General features: G+C 32.1%; 26 protein-coding genes. 24 read left to right on the top strand and 2 right to left on the bottom strand.

Annotated elements, in window-relative coordinates:
* A partial coding sequence (locus BM183_RS19345; protein WP_139221560.1) for an EF-Tu C-terminal domain-related protein occupies positions 1-108 on the top strand: 108 nt, incomplete at its 5' end.
* Positions 109-171: 63 nt separating this feature from the next.
* On the opposite strand, the gene BM183_RS19340 is transcribed toward BM183_RS19345, so the two are convergent.
* Entirely contained in the window at positions 172-1,227 is a 1,056-nt protein-coding gene (locus BM183_RS19340) for a site-specific integrase (protein ID WP_091689078.1), read from the bottom strand.
* Positions 1,228-1,348: 121 nt separating this feature from the next.
* The gene (locus tag BM183_RS19335; protein ID WP_091689076.1) at positions 1,349-1,930 is read right to left on the bottom strand and encodes a helix-turn-helix domain-containing protein; all 582 of its coding nucleotides are present in this window, start codon (positions 1,928-1,930) and stop codon (positions 1,349-1,351) included.
* Positions 1,931-2,076: 146 nt separating this feature from the next.
* Here BM183_RS19335 and BM183_RS19330 point away from each other — a divergent pair, with 146 nt between their 5' ends.
* The 23 genes from BM183_RS19330 (at position 2,077) to BM183_RS19240 (ending at position 17,066) form a co-directional block, all read left to right on the top strand.
* A complete protein-coding gene (locus tag BM183_RS19330; protein WP_091689074.1) occupies positions 2,077-2,274 on the top strand; it encodes a helix-turn-helix domain-containing protein in 198 nt (65 codons plus the stop codon).
* A gap of 178 nt (positions 2,275-2,452) precedes the next feature.
* A complete protein-coding gene (locus BM183_RS20860) occupies positions 2,453-2,620 on the top strand; it encodes a hypothetical protein (RefSeq protein ID WP_170848090.1) in 168 nt (55 codons plus the stop codon).
* Positions 2,621-2,622: 2 nt separating this feature from the next.
* A complete protein-coding gene (locus BM183_RS19325; RefSeq protein WP_091689073.1) occupies positions 2,623-2,835 on the top strand; it encodes a MerR family transcriptional regulator in 213 nt (70 codons plus the stop codon).
* A gap of 4 nt (positions 2,836-2,839) precedes the next feature.
* On the top strand, positions 2,840-3,781 hold the full coding sequence (locus BM183_RS19320) for a replication protein (protein ID WP_091689071.1): 942 nt from the start codon (positions 2,840-2,842) through the stop codon (positions 3,779-3,781).
* The gene (locus BM183_RS19315) at positions 3,741-3,995 is read left to right on the top strand and encodes a replicative helicase loader/inhibitor (RefSeq protein WP_091689069.1); all 255 of its coding nucleotides are present in this window, start codon (positions 3,741-3,743) and stop codon (positions 3,993-3,995) included. The genes BM183_RS19320 and BM183_RS19315 overlap by 41 nt, the downstream gene beginning before the upstream one ends.
* An 8-nt stretch (positions 3,996-4,003) precedes the next feature.
* Positions 4,004-4,417 (top strand): hypothetical protein, encoded by a 414-nt coding sequence (locus tag BM183_RS19310; RefSeq protein WP_091689067.1) that lies wholly within the window; start codon positions 4,004-4,006, stop codon positions 4,415-4,417.
* Positions 4,345-5,457: a DnaB-like helicase C-terminal domain-containing protein gene (locus BM183_RS19305; RefSeq protein ID WP_091689065.1), complete on the top strand. Its 1,113-nt coding sequence runs from the start codon at positions 4,345-4,347 to the stop codon at positions 5,455-5,457. The genes BM183_RS19310 and BM183_RS19305 overlap by 73 nt, the downstream gene beginning before the upstream one ends.
* Positions 5,458-5,473: 16 nt before the next feature.
* The gene (locus BM183_RS19300) at positions 5,474-5,668 is read left to right on the top strand and encodes a hypothetical protein (protein WP_091689063.1); all 195 of its coding nucleotides are present in this window, start codon (positions 5,474-5,476) and stop codon (positions 5,666-5,668) included.
* Between the two features lie 126 nt (positions 5,669-5,794).
* Complete coding sequence (locus tag BM183_RS19295) at positions 5,795-6,340, top strand: hypothetical protein (protein ID WP_091689061.1); 546 nt, start codon at positions 5,795-5,797, stop codon at positions 6,338-6,340.
* Between the two features lie 49 nt (positions 6,341-6,389).
* Entirely contained in the window at positions 6,390-7,223 is an 834-nt protein-coding gene (locus BM183_RS19290; RefSeq protein ID WP_091689059.1) for a hypothetical protein, read from the top strand.
* A 13-nt stretch (positions 7,224-7,236) separates the two neighbouring features.
* Entirely contained in the window at positions 7,237-7,392 is a 156-nt protein-coding gene (locus BM183_RS20855) for a hypothetical protein (protein ID WP_170848089.1), read from the top strand.
* 161 nt (positions 7,393-7,553) lie between these two features.
* Positions 7,554-7,772 carry a cold-shock protein gene (locus BM183_RS19285; RefSeq protein ID WP_170848088.1) on the top strand — a complete coding sequence of 73 codons (219 nt, stop codon included), beginning with the start codon at positions 7,554-7,556 and terminating at the stop codon, positions 7,770-7,772.
* A gap of 19 nt (positions 7,773-7,791) precedes the next feature.
* Positions 7,792-8,415: a hypothetical protein gene (locus tag BM183_RS19280; protein WP_091689055.1), complete on the top strand. Its 624-nt coding sequence runs from the start codon at positions 7,792-7,794 to the stop codon at positions 8,413-8,415.
* Positions 8,416-8,876: 461 nt separating this feature from the next.
* Entirely contained in the window at positions 8,877-9,254 is a 378-nt protein-coding gene (locus BM183_RS19275; protein ID WP_091689053.1) for a hypothetical protein, read from the top strand.
* A gap of 25 nt (positions 9,255-9,279) precedes the next feature.
* Positions 9,280-11,007, top strand: coding sequence for a hypothetical protein (locus tag BM183_RS19270; RefSeq protein WP_091689050.1), 1,728 nt, complete (start codon positions 9,280-9,282; stop codon positions 11,005-11,007).
* Positions 11,008-11,086: 79 nt separating this feature from the next.
* Positions 11,087-11,974 (top strand): sigma-70 family RNA polymerase sigma factor, encoded by an 888-nt coding sequence (locus tag BM183_RS19265; protein ID WP_091689048.1) that lies wholly within the window; start codon positions 11,087-11,089, stop codon positions 11,972-11,974.
* Positions 11,975-12,585: 611 nt separating this feature from the next.
* Positions 12,586-12,747, top strand: a complete 162-nt coding sequence (locus BM183_RS20850; RefSeq protein WP_170848087.1) for a hypothetical protein — start codon at positions 12,586-12,588, stop codon at positions 12,745-12,747.
* Positions 12,748-12,847: 100 nt separating this feature from the next.
* Positions 12,848-13,045: a helix-turn-helix domain-containing protein gene (locus tag BM183_RS19260; RefSeq protein ID WP_091689046.1), complete on the top strand. Its 198-nt coding sequence runs from the start codon at positions 12,848-12,850 to the stop codon at positions 13,043-13,045.
* A gap of 6 nt (positions 13,046-13,051) precedes the next feature.
* Positions 13,052-13,279 carry a helix-turn-helix domain-containing protein gene (locus tag BM183_RS19255; RefSeq protein ID WP_091689044.1) on the top strand — a complete coding sequence of 76 codons (228 nt, stop codon included), beginning with the start codon at positions 13,052-13,054 and terminating at the stop codon, positions 13,277-13,279.
* 34 nt (positions 13,280-13,313) lie between these two features.
* Positions 13,314-13,481, top strand: coding sequence for a hypothetical protein (locus BM183_RS20845; RefSeq protein WP_170848086.1), 168 nt, complete (start codon positions 13,314-13,316; stop codon positions 13,479-13,481).
* Between the two features lie 33 nt (positions 13,482-13,514).
* Positions 13,515-13,739, top strand: coding sequence for a helix-turn-helix domain-containing protein (locus BM183_RS19250; protein ID WP_091689042.1), 225 nt, complete (start codon positions 13,515-13,517; stop codon positions 13,737-13,739).
* Between the two features lie 481 nt (positions 13,740-14,220).
* Positions 14,221-15,312: a tyrosine-type recombinase/integrase gene (locus BM183_RS19245; protein ID WP_091689040.1), complete on the top strand. Its 1,092-nt coding sequence runs from the start codon at positions 14,221-14,223 to the stop codon at positions 15,310-15,312.
* A gap of 143 nt (positions 15,313-15,455) precedes the next feature.
* The gene (locus tag BM183_RS19240; RefSeq protein WP_091689038.1) at positions 15,456-17,066 is read left to right on the top strand and encodes an SIR2 family protein; all 1,611 of its coding nucleotides are present in this window, start codon (positions 15,456-15,458) and stop codon (positions 17,064-17,066) included.
* The last annotated feature ends 400 nt before the right edge of the window (positions 17,067-17,466 follow it).

Raw genomic sequence — 17,466 nt, 5'->3', positions numbered from 1 at the left:
TCTATCGAATTAATCCATCCAATCGCTATGGAGCAAGGTTTAGGCTTCGCTATCCGTGAAGGTGGTAGAACAGTTGGTTCAGGTAAAGTTGCTACAATTATTGAGTAATTAAAAAATTACCCCAAGCCTTTATTTATAAGGGTTTGGGGTTTCCTTTATTTTGTCATGATACTATTTTGATACTAATTCATTTAATTTACTTGCTACTTCTTCATGTTTACTGGGGTATAAATGAGAATATGTGTTAAGAGTTGTTTCTACTTTTTCATGGCCTAATCGCTCAGCAATGAGAAGTGGTGAAAAACCAAGTTCGATTAAGAGTGATGCATGAGAGTGTCTTAATTCATGGATTTTAATAGTTCTTATTCCGGATGCTTTGCTACCTCTTTTAATTTCGTTATACAAAAATGATTTAGTAAATGGGAATATCCTATCGGTAGGCTTAAGATCATATAACATATCTAAATAATTTTTCAATATGTTATTCAGAAAGTCTGGGATAGTAATAAGTCGATTGCTTTTAGGTGTTTTGGGAGCTGTCACAATATCTTTTCCACCAATTCTCTGTAAGGATTTATTAATAGTTAATACCTTGTTGTCAAAGTCAATGTCTGATGGTGTAATGGCGAATAATTCACCTACTCTTATTCCGGTCCAATATAATGTATTTAATGCAGCATAACCAGAAGGGTTGTTTATGCAGGCTATAAATGTTTTAAATTCTTCTTTAGTCCAAAAATCGAAAGCTTCCGCTTTAGTTTTTCCAATACTACCGGCCTTTTTGCAAGGATTTTCTTTTAATCCATAATATCGAACAGCAAAGTTTAATATAATTGTAAGTGTATTATTTATTTTTTTCTGATATGTGGGCGCATAGTTTTGTTCAAGAATATCATTCTGCCACTTACGAATGTCAGTGGGCTTAATTTCGTTAATAGGCTTATCCTTAAAGTAAGGCAGTATTTTACTATCAATTGCATGTTTCTTTGATTCTATGGTCGATTTACGAAGCCTAGAGCCCATATCTTCAAAGTATAAATCTACTAATGTCTGAAAAGTCATAGTTTGGTCGGCTTGTTGCTTACTTAAAAAATCTCTCTCCCATTCCTTGGCGTCTTTTTCTCTTTTAAATCCCCGCTTTAACTTTTGCTTATTCTGACCGGTCCAATCCTTATAATTAAATTTACAATACCAGGTTTTTCTTTCTTCGTCTTTATATGTTGGCATATTATATCAATCTCCTTTTCTTTTATAAGGCTTTATGATATAATTCACTTGTCAAGGGCGATTATATAAGCCTTATGTATTATTGCAGCTCTTTGGTGTTAGTAGCACTAAGGGGCTGTTTTTATTTCTTTTCATTGCCCTGGTTCTTAAAAAAATCTCTCATTATTTCAAACGGTTCTTTAGTGGTTCGTTCAGTACAAAAACATTTAATGAAATAATCACTTTGTACCCTGTTGTTTTTATCTATTAATTTATTGAAGCCATAATCAATATACGAGAAACAATTATTTAAAAATTCATCATATAAATCTTCTCTAATCTCGAATTTTTCAGATTTTCCTTCAAAAAGAATTGTTGTATATCCTTCTTTATCTGTAGCAAAATTTTCTTCTAATTCATAACCGAATTTCTCAATTAATTTTCTTAACAGGAAGTGGAAGTAAACTTTAGCATCAATAACGCCAATATCATGCATCATTTGATCTAACTCATCACTAAAATCACTTAACCCCATAAGAAATTTAGGGGTTGTATATAACGCTTCTGCAAACTCTTCAATCTTGGACTGTGGAATATCATTTACTCCTGCTTCAATTTTGGCGATTGTTGATCTTGATTTATATCCTAATTTTTTTGCTAGTTCATCCTGCGACAGACCTAGCTCTTCTCTTCTTTGTTTTATACGTTTATATAATTCATTCATATGGCACCTCCAACAAAACAATAACATAATGTAGAATAAAAATCAACAAATAAATAATTATATACCAAATATGTTGACAAATAATCACCCATATGATAATATGAAAGCGTGATTAAAAATCAACACTGCAATGAAAGGAGAAGAACATGGCGGATACATTAAAACTGAGGGCATATATACTGCAATCTGGCTTGACAAGAGAGCAGGTTGCTAAAATGCTAGGAATATCTAAATTCACCTTACATAAAAAGATACACAATATTACTGAGTTTAAGGCAAGTGAAATAGCTACGCTGTCAGAGATATTAAACATTACAGACAAAGAAAGCATTTTTTTTAATTAACAAGGTGATTATAAGTCACATTAAGAAGTATGAGATATGGCAAAAGCCTTAAACGTTGATGCAGCTGAACTAATCAAAGAATAATAATTACACCATAACAGAGCGATTACTCGTCATATAGGACGAGTGAATAAACTATAGAAAATAGCGTAGATGCTACTAGAAAGGAAGTTGTTAAATGAGTATGCAAGAATGTATTCAGATGATGGACACGCTCGTCACTAAGGAAGAACGAAAACTAGGTGTAAATAGTCCTGAATTCATGAAAAGGCATCAAGAAATTATGAATGAATGTGATAAACAATTATTACATGACCTTATGGAAAAACAAAGAGAGGAGATGTAAGCATGGCCAAAGCATTAAATTATTTTGATGTTGCTGATGTGCAAAAGTTATTAGGAATCAGCAGTTCTAAGGCTTATAAAATAATTAGAGAGCTTAATGATGAACTAAAAGAAAAAGGTTATATAGTAGTGATGGGCAGGGTGCCAAAGCGGTATTTTAGAGAAAAATTCTATTGTGATGTGGAAGAAATACAAGAACAGCTAGTTGGTAGGTGATTAAATGATTAAAGAAAGCTACACAAAAATACCGAATGATTTATTAAGTGCCTTAGCTGCTTATAAGTTTAACGGAAGGCAAAGGGCTATTATTGATGTTATCTGTAGGTATACCTTTGGATTTAATAGAAGTTATTATAAATTTCCTGTAGCTTTATTTGAAGCGTTCACTGGGATAAAGCGTAATAATATCTCTGCAGAATTAGCTAGATTAACAACTTGTAAGGTTATAAATATTATTGGAAATCCTACAAAAACAGAAACAAGGCTATACACAATTAATATGAATTTTACACAATGGACCATTGAAAAGAGAGAAGTAAGTATCAACATTGAAGATGATATAACTAGTATTGAAAATGATACTACTAGTATTGAAAACGATAGTATTAAAAATGATACTAATTTAGTATCGAAAACGATACTAAACTACTCTCGAAATCAATACCAAACTAGTATTGAAAACGATACACATATAAGAAAAAGCTTTAATAACAATTCTAATAATAAAAATATCGTTGATACTGACAAGCCAGTACCAACAACGCAAAAATTTTTAGATGATAGTTTTGAAATGAAGATTGTTAATACAATTATTGAATCATGCTTAGAGATATACCCTAATAGTAAAGTACCAAGTACATATAAGGATAAATACAAGTGGGCTATTGATATTGAAAGAATGAAAAGACTAGATAATAGAACAGAAGAGGAAATAAGACAAGCTTTAAACTTTGCGATTAATGATAGCTTCTGGAAGAGTAACATAAGAAGTGCAAAAAAATTTAGAGAGAAATTTGAAACTTTATATATACAAAGCAAACAAAACAGGATAGAAAGCAAAAGTATAAATAAAGGCCAGCAGTTACAAGAAGATTTTTCAAAGATAATGGAGGATTTTTTAAATGAGTCAACAGGAATTTGCGAACATAGCAGCAATGATTAAAGCTGCTTATCCAACAAGCAACTTTTTACCTACAAAGGAATCAGCAAAAACATGGTTTGAGTTTTTAAAAGATTTAGATTCACAAACTTGCATGTCAGCCGTAAGGGAATACATAAGAAATAATGAATTTCCACCTACAATTGCAGGTATTCTCAAAGGGTGTAAAGAAGAAAATATCTTAATCATACTGGAAGATGGAGCAATTCAATTGTAAGAAAGAAGGTGGGTGATATAGATAAACAAAGTTTTTTATTAAGCATAAATCAAGATACCGTTTTTGATAATGAATTCTATAAAAAGGTATATGGTTATTCTGTGTTAGATAAAGAATTTATTAAGATAGTAGCCAGTATTTTATATAAGCTAGATAAACAAGATGTGGCCAAGAAATATAATTCATGGTTAAGGAATTACAATGAAGAACAATCACAAATAATGAAAAGTGTCAGTAATTGGTATTCGAAAGAATGTGAAAAGAAATATGGAATAATCAAGAAAGAGCAAGTATGTAATGAAAATGTAGTGGAAATACCAAGAAGAAAAGAAGTAAGGAGTAGTGAAGAATGGAAGAGGAAAAGGAAAGAGCTGCTTTTACAAAAAAAGAAATTGATTATCATGCAGAACTTGAAGCAATAAATAGAGAATTAGCAGAACTTGAACAACTTCCCGTAAATGCAGAACGAACATTTAAAGCCAAGAAGTCAGAATTGCGTCCTGATATCGTTACTAAGGTAGACGAGCCTATATTCTTAACACCTACTAAAATAAAAGCTGTTAAACGTGATTTAAGCCAAGTTATACCTAGTGGGATAGAAATATTAGATAAACGAATTATAGGCTTTAATAAACGAGAATTGACAATATGGAGTGGTTCAAATGGCAGTGGTAAGTCAAGTATACTTTCACAATTAGCACTTGAAAGTGTAGATCATAACTTTAACGTTGCGTTATTCAGTGGTGAGTTACAAGCGGATAGAGTAATGAATTGGATTACCCTTCAAGGAGCCGGTAAGAGATATGCGCAGCCAACAAAATATGAGAACTATTATACAATACCGGAAGAAGTTAAAAACAAAATTAGTAGATGGCTAGATGGTAAGCTATATATTTATAACAACAACCATGGACTTAAGGTATTGGATGTTATAAGAGCCATAGAAGAATGTATTGATAATAATAAAATTGATGTGGTTATCATTGATAATTTAATGAGTTTAGATTTAAGTTCAGTACATGGGGATAAATACGATAAACAAACAGATTTAGTTCTTAGACTATCTCAGCTATCAAAAGATAAAAAAGTACATATACATTTTGTAAGCCATCCTAGAAAGTCTATTGGGTTCTTAAGAAAAACCGATATAAGCGGAACTGCTGATATTACCAATGCTGCAGACAATGTGTTCTTATGTCATAGGTGTAACAATGATTTTAAACGTAATATTAAAGAGTATTTTGGCTTTAAGGATGATAATCCATTAATGAGATATGATAATGTGATTGAGATTACTAAAAACAGAGACTTAGGTGTTAGTGATTTATTCGTAGGATTATATTACGAGAAAGAAAGCAAAAGATTTTTAAATACACCAGATGAAACAAAGTATTATGGATGGGAAAAGGATAAAGAAGGTTTTGTAAATTGTTTGCAAGATGAAATCCCATTTGCTGAATAAAGAAAGGAGCTATTGAATGGATTTAAGAATTAAAATTGCACAAATAATACAACTTCAAGAAGAGCTTGAATCAAAAGGTTACGAAGGTAATGAAGCGTTAGGTATTATTCAGACCGCAGCAATGTGCATGTTAACAGATTGTTTAAGTGAAAATTATAATGGACAACCATACATAAGGATTCATGGTTCTATAGCGACATATGAACAATAAAAAAGCCATTAACTAAGACCTCACCTTAGTAATGGCAGTAACCCGACAACCCTAATAAAAGCCGGTAACTTTATCTGTATTATAACATACGTAAAACTCCGGCGCAAGTAAAAAGGAGAAATAAGAATGAGTTATAAGATAGTAAATGAAGAGTTAAGAATTCAATCGTGTAACATTGAAGATTTATCAGAAGAAACAAAGAAACTATTTGTCGAACAATTTGAAGATGCTCCAATAGAGATACTAACTTTATTTTATAACCCGGTTACAGATATAGTTATTCTTAATCGAGATAATAAAGGTTATGAATTGTATAAGCTTACAGCTATAACATATTTAGAAGGAGATAGCGAGCTTCGAGCTGCTATGAAAGAACAGGCTAAAGGTATCCTTGATAGCACAATAGAGTTACTTGAAAAAGTAGTAAGTCGAAGAGAACAACTTAAGATTGATAAAGAAGCAGAAAAGCTAATAAGATTATTAGGTAAACAATCTATGAATATATATATAAAAAATATTGAAATGCTAGAAGCTTTTAGGCGAATTAATAAGAAAGCCAATAACAGTTTTTTGGCTTACTACAATACATTTATGTATGGATACATTCAAGGGATTAGATCAGAAAGAGCAAGAAAAAAACGTGTTGGTAAGACAAATAAAAATATATGTTAATTGTGGTTACTTCTCTTTATTTTAAAGTACCTACATAGGAGAGTGAAGCATGTATTGTGTTATTCAAGAGATAGAACTTAAAAAGCCAAATAAGAATGGGCATTCAAAGCGATTAGAATCAAAGTTTATGCAGATGTCCATATCCGGAAAAGACGTAAGTCATTATTGGTATTGCTATAGTGAGGAACGATTTGAGCGACCTATTAAGAAAGGCTATAAAATAAGCATACATAAAAGCTATAGAGAAAATGGAAAGGTTAAAAAGAAACAGTATGTACTATGTACAGTGAATTATTATGATATAGCAGATAAATGGTTTTCCTTATATGATTATTGTGATAGACGCATTAATTTAATTGCAGAAGTATTAGGAACCGATTCAGAAACAATTTATAATTTAGTTGAAACTAAGCTAGAGCCTTTAATCAAATCCATAAAAGACGAATTTATGCAGACAGAGGAATATAAGACGCATGAAGAACATGAGAGGATTACAACTATACATACTGCTAGAAAAATTGAATTTGCTGAAAAATATGGATGTGATAAAGACAAGTACAATGAGATTTATGATGTATTCGGCAATCTAATGAATAAAGAAAAACTGGAAGAGGTAGAAGCGAATTACAAGGCCAGGAAAGAGTATGAGGAAAAGAGTAGTAGTTACTACAAACAGTATTACAGTAACTACAATAATTATTACTCAAGTGGTAGTAGTTACTCTGATAGTATTTCTAGTAACCATAGTGCAGAAGATAAGGATACATTAAAACAATTCTACCGGGTACTATCAAAAAAGTTTCATCCAGATGCAAATATTAATACCGATACATCAAAGCAGATGCAGTTATTGAACCAATTAAAGAATGAATGGGGAATTTAAGAAAGGAGTTTATATGTCAGTTAAAATAGTGGTATCGTATTCAGAAGAAAAGGAGTTACAGGAAGTTATATGTCTTCTTAGACCAATAACCCAACATATAAGTAAATATAAAAGCGAAGAAGGAAAGTATAAGAAAGCGAAGATAACTATAAGAGAAACTAGATTGTAATATTGCTATACACGTGATATAATATATATAACATAATGAATGAGTAAGTACCCTATCTGTAATGGATGGAAGCTTGTAAGAGCACGGGAATGATTAGAGTTAATCTCTGGTTGTTTCCGTGCTTTTTATATAAAAAAATAAAAAAGAAAGTAGGTATGAAAATGGAATCCAAGCATGGAACGATTGTAACAATGAAAAAAGAAAAGGGGTACGGGTTTATTAAGCCGGATGAAGACGAACACAGTAAAGATAACTTATTCTTTCATGCAACCGATGTATTAAGTCCGGCATTTAAGGAACTTAAAATAGGCGATAGAGTGGAGTATCTTGAAAAAGAAACCGAAAAAGGTAAATCTGCTTATGGTGTAGCTGTAATTTAGGGAAAGAGAGGAATTAAGCATGGATAAAAACGAATTAATTAAAAGAATCGAAGAAGATACAATTTTACAAAGCATAAAAAAGGAAATGTTGGAAGCAACTGAATGGGCACAAGGTAATAGAGAAAGAGCAGAAAAGAAAGAGTGCGAGATGCTTGCTAAACTTAGAAATCTAGAAAATGAGTCAGTTTTAACCTTCAATACATACGATGTTGAAAAAATTGAAAAAGAAATTGATAATGCTGAACCTAGAAGCGAAATAAGGAGAAAGCTTGTAGCTTTTCAGAATTTAAAATATAAAAATTGGAAATGGGAAGAAAACTATAGAAAAAGCAAAGCAAAATATTATACCTATATCGCGCCTATATTGGCTGATTTAGAAACTGTTAAGCAAGAAATTAGATGTGAAATGGCTGATTTGGAAAGAAAACTTAAAGAAAAAACCAAAGAATATAATTCTTATGAAGGAAAGGTAATGAAGTTTTTTAGTGATGCCGGAGACATAGGTGAATATCAGCAACAGAAAGCATGGATTTGTAATATGTCTAATGGAATCGTTAGTTCAGATAAATTTGCAATGACTAAAGCAGACTTCTATAGTGAGGGACAAGGTGTAATTGATGTAAAAGAAGGAAGTTATAAGTGAGTATGGGCGAAGTTTAGTTTGTCAAGAAAGTTGAATAGCAATAATCTAAATATTAAAAAGATATACAGAAATAATTGGATGTTGAGATCGAGAAGTAAGAAGGAACAAAGCCTGAGAGGAAAAGGGAGAAGCAAGATTAAAAGAGATAATCAGTGTATTAAACATACCCCCGGGTAAAAAGTTTCACCTTTTTCACAAAGGCTGTTAACCGAGGTAACGAGATGGCTGTAGAGATTTTTTGAAAATTTACACATAAGGGGGGGGGTACGGTGTAAGTTAAAGAAAAATGATGTCAAAAATGACCTACTGGATCAGTTAAAAAGCAGGAGTTTACTGAAACGGCTACATAGATTTAGTAGATGATGGTGACGATGAAGAGATGTAAATTAAAAGACTATACCATGATGTGGTTCATGCAAATTTTTAAATATAATTAAATATATGGAAAAGGAGAAAAGGTTATGGCTAGAGTGAAAATAAATAATATCGAAAAATTAGAGATGGAACTTTCGGATGGAACGATTAAAGAGGCTTTGTTTAATGCTGATGCTATTAAAATATACGGGAGGGAATTTGGCAATATTAACGAAGAAGAATTAATGAATAAACCTTATGATTTTGCTGCTAAAATTCTTTATTCCGGTATGAAAGTACTTGATAAGTCGGTAACAATTGAAGAAGCTAAAATGTTACTGATAGGTGGCGGAGATCCATTAATGAGGGAAGTTGTAAACAATCTAGTTGATAATTTTATGTTTAACGCTACAGAAGAACAGAAAGACATATTTATGAAAGAAGCAGACAGTTATGCCAAAGAACTTATGTCTAAGGCTAACTAATGACTGTATTTAAGGTGGTGATAATGTGAGCTTTAATGGATATAAGCGGTCAATAAAATTAGGATTTGACTACAACGAGGTCAAAGAAGGTATACCGAATGTTAAAAAACAAATGGCGGTCCTTAATGCGGAATTTAAAAAGTCCTCCGAAGAAGCTAAGGCAAGCGGGAAAGAAATTGATAATCTCGGAGTCAAATACGATTTTCTAAGCAACAAGTTAAAAATACAAGAAAAAGAAGTTGATAATTACCGTCAACAGCTTGAGAAAGCGCAAAGCGCACAAGGGAACAATGCTAAAGCAGTACAGAATGCGACAACGTCCTTAGAGATAGCTGAAGCAAAACTAGGACAAACCAGAGCACAACTTGAACAGGTCACTAAAGAACTTGAAAAGAATAAATCTATTCTTGGAAAGACTGCAGAAGAATGGAAAACACTCGGAGATAAAACAGGAGAAATAGGTCAGTCAATGACTACAAAGCTAACATTGCCGATATTAGCTGCCGGCGCAGCAATCTTTAAAATAGGCGCAGATTTTGAAGATGCCCTTGGTAAAACAGATGCGGTATTTAAGCAAAACGCAAAGGAAATTACCGATTGGGCAGAGGGAGCTTATAAAAACTTTGGATTGGCAAGAACAACAGCTTTAGACATGGCTAATTCATTTGGTGCATTGGCCAGCGGGATGGGTTTAAGTGATGACTTGACAAAGAAGTATTCGAAAAGTTTAACTGAATTAACTAAAGACATGGTAGCGTTCCATGGCGGCAAGCTAGACGTTGCACAAACTGCATTAAATTCTATCTTTACTGGAGAAACTGAAAGTCTTAAGAAGTACGGAATAGTAATGACACAGGCTAACTTACAACAATTTGCATACAGTAACGGGATAAGAAAGAAAATCAGCGATATGACAGAAGCTGAAAAGGTTCAGTTAAGATATGATTATGTGATGGAGAAGTCAGTTGATGTTATAGGACAATACAAGAGAGAACAAGGCAATGCAAATACAACATTGTCAGACTTTCAAGAAGGTCTTGTAGAGTTAGGAGCAAGCTTCTCAGATAAAGTACTGCCAATTTTCACTCCATTTATAGATTGGTTAAAAAATCTCATAGATAAATTCACAAGCCTAAGTGATGGAACAAAAAAGTTTATTGTAACGATTGCTGGTATAGTAGCTATAGCAGGGCCAATATTATTAGTACTAAGCAATGTGTTTAAAGCTATATCAAATATAAGCAATGGTATTGCCGCTGTACCTAATATTATAGGTAATTTAGGGAAGACAGGCCAAGCATTTAGCGGTTTACTAGGCAATACCGCATTCTTTGGATTTGCAAAATGGGCGATAATAATTGCTGGTGTTGCTTTGGCAGTTGGATACTTAATTAAGCAGATAAACATACTTATCGGTAGAGGAAAAGAAGCTCAAAAAGGCTTGGATACTGAACTAGAAGACATGACAAATAAGATAAATGGAGCTGTAAGAGGTTCTACAGTACGTGGATATGCGGTAGGAACTAGTTACCATCCCGGTGGTGTAGCAATGGTTGGAGAAGAAGGACCCGAGCTTATAAACCTGCCAAGAGGAACAAGGGTACGCACTGCACAAGATACCAAATCAATGCTAGGAGAAACATTTAATTTAACCCTGAATGTAAATATGGATGAGGTAGATGATGTATCTAAACTGGTTAGAATAGCTAAAGAATTTAAACAAACTAAAAGAGCGGGGATAGTTGGAATTTAATACAGAATAAGTCACAACCTATTAAATAATATGGCTTTACCTATTAACGGTGAAGCCATAAACTGTAGAGGGTGTTGTAATGTCAAATGAAGAACTTGTAAAGGAAATACAAAAAGGTAATAATGCAAGCGAAAACATGGGTTTATTATATATTAATAATAAATCATATATCTATACAATAGCAAAGAAATACATAGGTTATGCAGATATAGATGATTTAATGCAAGAGGGTTATTTAGGGTTATATGAAGCTGTACAAAGCTATGAAGAATCACGAGAAGTATTATTCATGACATTTGCAGGATATTGGATTAAACAGTCTATTACTAGATACATAGAAAATAATAATAGCTGCCTAAGGTTACCGGTCCATCTCCACTCAAATATATATAAGTATAAAAAGATTGTTAATGCCTATGAAATGCAGTTAGGAAGAAAGCCAACAGATAAAGAACTGTGTATGCATTTGAATTTAAGCCAAAAACAGTTTGAAAAGCTAAAGGAAACCATTTATCAATATGCGAATTTAGAAAGCCTAGACAAGCCAATAAGAGGCCTTGAAGACGAAGAATTATCTATAGGTGATTCCGTATCAGATAAAACCAATATGGAAGATGAAATAATTAATTCAATGATAGATAATGCAATTAAAACAGAACTATGGCAGATAGTTGAGAAAAACGTAACTCCGGAAGAGAATAAGGTTATTAATTATAGATACAAACAATCACTAAGTCTTAGAGAAACTGAACAGTTTATAGGTAAGTCTAGGGAAATGGTAAGAAAAATAGAAGCAAGTGCATTAAGAAAATTGAGGAGATCAAGGTGCTCCAGGTTACTACAGCAGAAGTTTGAAGTTAATATGGCCAGTGCTTATAGGGGAAGTTTAAGCATGTTTAAGAACACTAGGGAAAGCTCAACGGAACGCGCAGCATTAAGGAATTTAGAACTGAAAGGAATACAGTAAAAATCCTAGAAGCTTTAGCAATTGTATTATATTAAACTATAGATATGCTCAAAAATGAGCCGATTAGATATTTTAAGTATTACAAGGGTGGTATGTAGCGTACCATCCTTTTTAACTTGCTATATTCATATTTGCACTAAGGGGTGCATTTTAAATGCAGACCTTTCGTATTAAGTTAATACGAAATAGTATAGAGATAAAACAACGATATTCGTGAATTAGCCTACTCAAAAAGCCAGGTAATTTCTAATTATGTGAAAACATATTGGTACTTAAAGAATATTGAGATTCGACTAAATGTTTGATATTCTACATGTGCTAGAATATAGCTTAAATGAAGGCAGTATAAAGTCATGCAGGTAATCTACTAAGTATAAGCCTAAAAAACATCTGTCTGGTCAAAATACAAGGTTTAATTACATGATGCTCGACATTTTTATAAAACGTATAAGCGAGTAGGGTTTTAAATAAGTAGTAAATGAAAGGAGTTAGTTACGGACAAGCATATTACACGCTAGATCAAGCTAAATAGATGCTACAAGTCTCGGAAGCAACAATACGTAGAACTTTGAAAATAGGAGAAATACAAGGGCAAATAATGGAGGTGTCGCATGAAGGAAGACAAAACAAAACCAGACCCATACAAAGTATTTAAGGCTATTGCTGATATTATTACTGCACGGGGAGGGGTTAAGGTAACTGTTAAATCAGTAAAAGTGAAAGAAAGAAAAGCTAACAGCCTAGGGTTCTCCTCAAAACTGAGGAAGGTGTAATGGAGATATAAAAAGTCTTTTAAAGGTTCCATTTTAAATAGAGCCTTTTTATATAGGTTTAACAATTAAAGAAGTCAAATAAATGATAGGAGGATAAAAATTGTACGAAAATTTTAAAAAGTGTATTGTTGAATTAGGGACTACCCTTTACAGAGTAGTTAAAGATATCGAGGTAGCATACGCAACTTTAAGTAATTGGAAGTTAGGTAAGACAACTCCCAAGGTGGCAACATTAAAGAAGGCGGCGCCCTATCTTAATATGTCACTCGAAGAATTGATTTGGGAAGGTGGAGAATAACAACACATGGACACTAAAAACAAAATACTGGTTGGGGTTAATGAAGCTGGTGATATGGCAAGTGTATCCGCTCAGTTAGTTAGAGAATGGTGTAACAGCAATGTTATTCCGCATTCTAAAAATGGAAACAGAGTATTAATTAGAATTGATACATTAGATTTATTTCTAAAAGTTAATGAAGGTAAAGATTTGTCACAAATACAAACATTAATTAATCCCGGATTTAAATATTAACTCGCTACATACATGTTTCAGGAAGGAGAATTAATTGCTAAATACGAAAACGTTATTCGCAACTTTGGTACTTTCTCTGTTTAAAACGGAGAAAGTACCGGCAGTAGGCCAGATAAGTACAGGGGTGTGCGCAAGGTACCGACCTTTGGTGGAGAACAGAAAATGCTTGTTCTCAAGGTTTATACCGTTTGAAATGCCTTAGCCCAACAAAAACAGAACAGGAGGTATAATCAACATGGAAGAAATGGTTTATACAGTAAAAGAAGCAGCAAAAGTTATGAAAAGTCACCCTACATATGTATACGAACTAATAAAGGCTGGTTTAATACCAGTGTTAAAGTTGGGGAGTTACAAAATAAGAAAAGAATCATTGGTTGATTTTTTAAAGAAATATGAGGGAAAAGATCTAACAAACCCATACTCAATTAAAAAATTAGAGTTTACTAACGCAGAAGAATAACACCTAACATCATATTCAAGAAAGGAGATTTAAATGCTTAGATAGTAATTCTTTAGCTTTATCAGGCATGTATTTTCTCCTTTCATATTATTTCAACGCCTCGGTTGATAAGGAGATTATAATACTATATAACAAAATATACCACAAAGGAGGTTTTTTTACTCAATTATTTCCCATTTGTACTTAAGTACGAATAGAAAATACGACTCTTCTTTCATGAAGAGCGGTTACTTATAGATACTCCGCATTATTACGTAAAAACCATTCAATAGCTATTGAAAAGAATCATGAACATTGCATAGACACTACAGCTCATGCAGCTATTAAGTGGGCAGATAAGCCCAAGAAGAAAGCAAGGCCCTGGGGTGACAGGCTGACTTATACGGTGGGAGAAGTGATGAAAGGCATCTTACTAAAGTAGGGTGTCTTTTTTTGTTGCGAATAAGGGTAAAAGGTGGTAGTATTTGGATAGGAGGATGTTATGATGGATGAATTAGCAAAATTATTAGAATTATTTGAAGTGCAGCTCAATATACTGGATGCACTTAATTCTGAAAAAAAGAATACTAAAGATGGGCTTAAAGGGACGTATTTATATAAGATTAGAGATTATTTTATAAATTATATATCTGATGTTATATCAAGCGAAGGATATAATGACAGGGTGAAATTGTTCTTTGAAACAGTATTTAATAGGAATCATATCATTGGATCTGCAGTATATTATGTGGAAAAAAACAAGCCCAAAGGAGCAAACGAACTAAGCAAAGAGAGAAAGGCCAGTTCAGTAGATGAATATTTTATAGCGTTAAACAGGTTTCATGAACTCGTCTTAGTTAAAGAATATCATAATCCAACTATTTTTAAATTGTTATCTTATTCCGATGAACTTAAAGCGGAAGTAATTGAAAAGGTTGAAGCTGATGGCTTTGAATTGTTGGAAAAGGAAAGTTATCCTGCAATACAAAAAAATGAATATGAATATATTCTAAATTTTATGGAAAATAAGAGCAGAATTTCAGATTTGGATAGGAAAGTTATTATTTTATTCAAACTTCTTCTTTTATACGGCATTACTGTTAGGAAAGTTAGTAAGATAAAGGTCAACCACATTGATTTAAAAAAGAGAACTTTAAAAATTGAGTGTAAGAGGCATGATTATTTACAAAATGTATATCTGGAATTACCATATGGCTTGTATATAGATATTGAGGAATACATTAAAATTAAGGGATTAGATGCGGAAGATTATTTATTTGATATAGAAGAGAATGAGTCTTTACCTTCTTCGGTTTTTAGCTTTTTATTATATAAAATTAAAAAAGCCTACAGTATGGAAGTGAACAATAATAGCTTGATATTAAAGAGATTTACTGCATATGGAATGGCGAAATATGCAATAAGCAATATGTTGGACGCATCAATAAACATACCTGTTATTGAGATGTTAACTGATAGAACCGTTGATTTTATTCTTAGCTGTAGGCCTGAGAAAATAAAAAACTCAGCAGACTATAATCATTATATAAATTATAAAATGAGATCAACTAGTACATATAAAGAAATGCAATAAATATCAGTTGATTAGATCATTCTTAAGTAGCTTCTCTTTAGGTGGTTACTTTTTCTTGCTGAATTTATAATTGTATATATCCACTTGATATCCGTTTTAGTTATTGAAAATATGAGTGAAAGAAGTAGAGAAAGGAAAATATCATGAGTGAACTTATCAATCATAAATTAGTAGAACTAATAAATTCTTTTCAACAATTACCGTACCTATTTGTTGGAACTGGTACTTCAATTAGATATGCTAACGCACCAAGTTGGGATTCATTGCTACTTCACATTTGGAAAATATCAAATTCACAAACTCCTGAAAAGCAATTTAGCAAATTGCGTCAAGGTATTGAGTATAATTTATACAGTGAAAGGCCTGGGCTAACCCCTGATGAAGCAAAATATTATATTAACCCACGATTAGCAACAGCACTTGAAAAGCAATTTTGTGATAATTATTATACATCTCCTGATTTTGACTCAAAAGTTTTTACTGAAGAAGAAAATATAGAAATTTTAGATCAACATTACAATCCATTTAAGTATTATGTTGCCAAGTATATCAGTACGATTAAACCAGATAAAACGTTAATAGAATATCAAGAGATTTCTTCACTTTCCAAAAATCAGAATAAAATAGCAGGTATTATTACAACAAATTATGACACGATACTAGAGAATATATTTCATGATTTTACTGTAATGGTTGGTCAAGATAATCTGTTAGTATCAAATTCTTTTAATATATTCGAAATATATAAGATTCATGGCAGCATCGAAAGTCCTGATTCAATTGTACTAACTGATAAAGATTACGAAAATTTTGAGTCTAGATTGAAATATCTCTCTGCTAAATTATTAACCCTATTTGTAGAACATCCAATTATTTTTATTGGCTACGGATTAGGTGATACGAACATCCGCAATCTATTTACTGAAATTGCAAATTGCCTTAATAACCAGCAATTAGAGAGTTTAAAAGATAATTTTTTATTCATTACCCCAGCCATTGATAAGGAAGAATCATATTCGTTACGTGATATGGAATTTGGCAGAAATCATATTACTATGCATGAATTTGTATTAAAGGACTATTCAATATTATACAATGGATTATCATCAATACAAAGCTCTCTACCAATTAAACTTGCTCGAACACTTCAAGATATGGTGTGTAATTTTGTATATTCTGCTAATGCTAAAAATACAGTTATATTTGGAGACATAAATAGTCCCGAAATAGATGATGGGAAAGCAGCTATTTTCTTTGGACGTTCTGACACCATATCTCAAATAGGATTTAGTTACTATACAATAGATGCGATATTAGAAGACGTGCTATTTGATAACAAGCCTTATTTGACAAACACCAAGCTCATTGAACAGACTTTTAAAACTATTCGTAGTAGTGCGGGATCAACACTATTACCCATTTATAAATATATTAAGGCCCTAAATTATGACATAACAAAGATACCAGCAAATTATAATATAATTAGAGATTATGGTAGTGTCAAGCCAACAAGTAGTGATAAACGCTCCTATCTGAGGGAAGCACGTAGTTTTTCATCAATATCGGAGATTGAAGATTCATTTCCTGATCATATCCCAAAACAGGTTGCATATATCAAAAACTTTGCTAGTGCAATTAATGCTGACGAATTAGGCGAATATCTTATCAAGTACTTTAATACAGATACATATCGTAATCATGTTTCCCTATTCAGAAAGCTAATTGCATTATATGACTACAAAAAATATGCATAGTACATAAAAGAAGGTATAATCCTTTCCTTTCAGATTCCTTGATAAAGAAACCATCCAAAAAATTCATATACCTTGTGCTTTTATTATATTCAATTTCTATTCAAATTATATCGCTGCTAGCGATATATGTCAAGAAGTTTGTAGTAATTTAGGTAATAAATTTTATAGTAAGTACTGAGAGCATTAGTGATACTAATTTGATACTAAAAACTTTTTTAAAGCATTTTTTTATTAAATAATACGAATAAAATAAATAAAGAAAGCTGATAAAATAAGCGTTTATAATAAGGAAGAAACTCTGTTTAGTAAAGTTGCTACTATCGTTGAGTAATGTAACCTTTTCATTTACGAATTTCGTTAATGAATTTAGATAACTGATAAAAATGAAATCCCCTGCTTT

The organism is Anaerocolumna aminovalerica, assembly GCF_900115365.1.
GTDB lineage: Bacteria > Bacillota > Clostridia > Lachnospirales > Lachnospiraceae > Anaerocolumna > Anaerocolumna aminovalerica.
The sequence above is the reverse complement of the archived record's forward strand: the minus strand, read 5'-3'. Positions and strand labels throughout refer to the sequence as shown.

What these genes read in the sequence shown, in the direction of transcription:
- BM183_RS19320 (WP_091689071.1), top strand. Translation starts at nt 2,840, where the DNA reads ATGATTAAAGAAAGCTACACAAAAATACCGAATGATTTATTAAGTGCC.
- BM183_RS19265 (WP_091689048.1), top strand. Translation starts at nt 11,087, where the DNA reads ATGTCAAATGAAGAACTTGTAAAGGAAATACAAAAAGGTAATAATGCA.
- BM183_RS19280 (WP_091689055.1), top strand. Translation starts at nt 7,792, where the DNA reads ATGGATAAAAACGAATTAATTAAAAGAATCGAAGAAGATACAATTTTA.
- BM183_RS19285 (WP_170848088.1), top strand. Translation starts at nt 7,554, where the DNA reads ATGGAATCCAAGCATGGAACGATTGTAACAATGAAAAAAGAAAAGGGG.
- BM183_RS19250 (WP_091689042.1), top strand. Translation starts at nt 13,515, where the DNA reads ATGGAAGAAATGGTTTATACAGTAAAAGAAGCAGCAAAAGTTATGAAA.
- BM183_RS19335 (WP_091689076.1), bottom strand. Translation starts at nt 1,930, where the DNA reads ATGAATGAATTATATAAACGTATAAAACAAAGAAGAGAAGAGCTAGGT.
- BM183_RS20850 (WP_170848087.1), top strand. Translation starts at nt 12,586, where the DNA reads ATGAAGGAAGACAAAACAAAACCAGACCCATACAAAGTATTTAAGGCT.
- BM183_RS19255 (WP_091689044.1), top strand. Translation starts at nt 13,052, where the DNA reads ATGGACACTAAAAACAAAATACTGGTTGGGGTTAATGAAGCTGGTGAT.
- BM183_RS19275 (WP_091689053.1), top strand. Translation starts at nt 8,877, where the DNA reads ATGGCTAGAGTGAAAATAAATAATATCGAAAAATTAGAGATGGAACTT.
- BM183_RS20860 (WP_170848090.1), top strand. Translation starts at nt 2,453, where the DNA reads ATGAGTATGCAAGAATGTATTCAGATGATGGACACGCTCGTCACTAAG.
- BM183_RS19300 (WP_091689063.1), top strand. Translation starts at nt 5,474, where the DNA reads ATGGATTTAAGAATTAAAATTGCACAAATAATACAACTTCAAGAAGAG.
- BM183_RS19340 (WP_091689078.1), bottom strand. Translation starts at nt 1,227, where the DNA reads ATGCCAACATATAAAGACGAAGAAAGAAAAACCTGGTATTGTAAATTT.
- BM183_RS19240 (WP_091689038.1), top strand. Translation starts at nt 15,456, where the DNA reads ATGAGTGAACTTATCAATCATAAATTAGTAGAACTAATAAATTCTTTT.
- BM183_RS19245 (WP_091689040.1), top strand. Translation starts at nt 14,221, where the DNA reads ATGATGGATGAATTAGCAAAATTATTAGAATTATTTGAAGTGCAGCTC.
- BM183_RS20855 (WP_170848089.1), top strand. Translation starts at nt 7,237, where the DNA reads ATGTCAGTTAAAATAGTGGTATCGTATTCAGAAGAAAAGGAGTTACAG.
- BM183_RS19330 (WP_091689074.1), top strand. Translation starts at nt 2,077, where the DNA reads ATGGCGGATACATTAAAACTGAGGGCATATATACTGCAATCTGGCTTG.
- BM183_RS19290 (WP_091689059.1), top strand. Translation starts at nt 6,390, where the DNA reads ATGTATTGTGTTATTCAAGAGATAGAACTTAAAAAGCCAAATAAGAAT.
- BM183_RS19325 (WP_091689073.1), top strand. Translation starts at nt 2,623, where the DNA reads ATGGCCAAAGCATTAAATTATTTTGATGTTGCTGATGTGCAAAAGTTA.
- BM183_RS19315 (WP_091689069.1), top strand. Translation starts at nt 3,741, where the DNA reads ATGAGTCAACAGGAATTTGCGAACATAGCAGCAATGATTAAAGCTGCT.
- BM183_RS19295 (WP_091689061.1), top strand. Translation starts at nt 5,795, where the DNA reads ATGAGTTATAAGATAGTAAATGAAGAGTTAAGAATTCAATCGTGTAAC.
- BM183_RS19305 (WP_091689065.1), top strand. Translation starts at nt 4,345, where the DNA reads ATGGAAGAGGAAAAGGAAAGAGCTGCTTTTACAAAAAAAGAAATTGAT.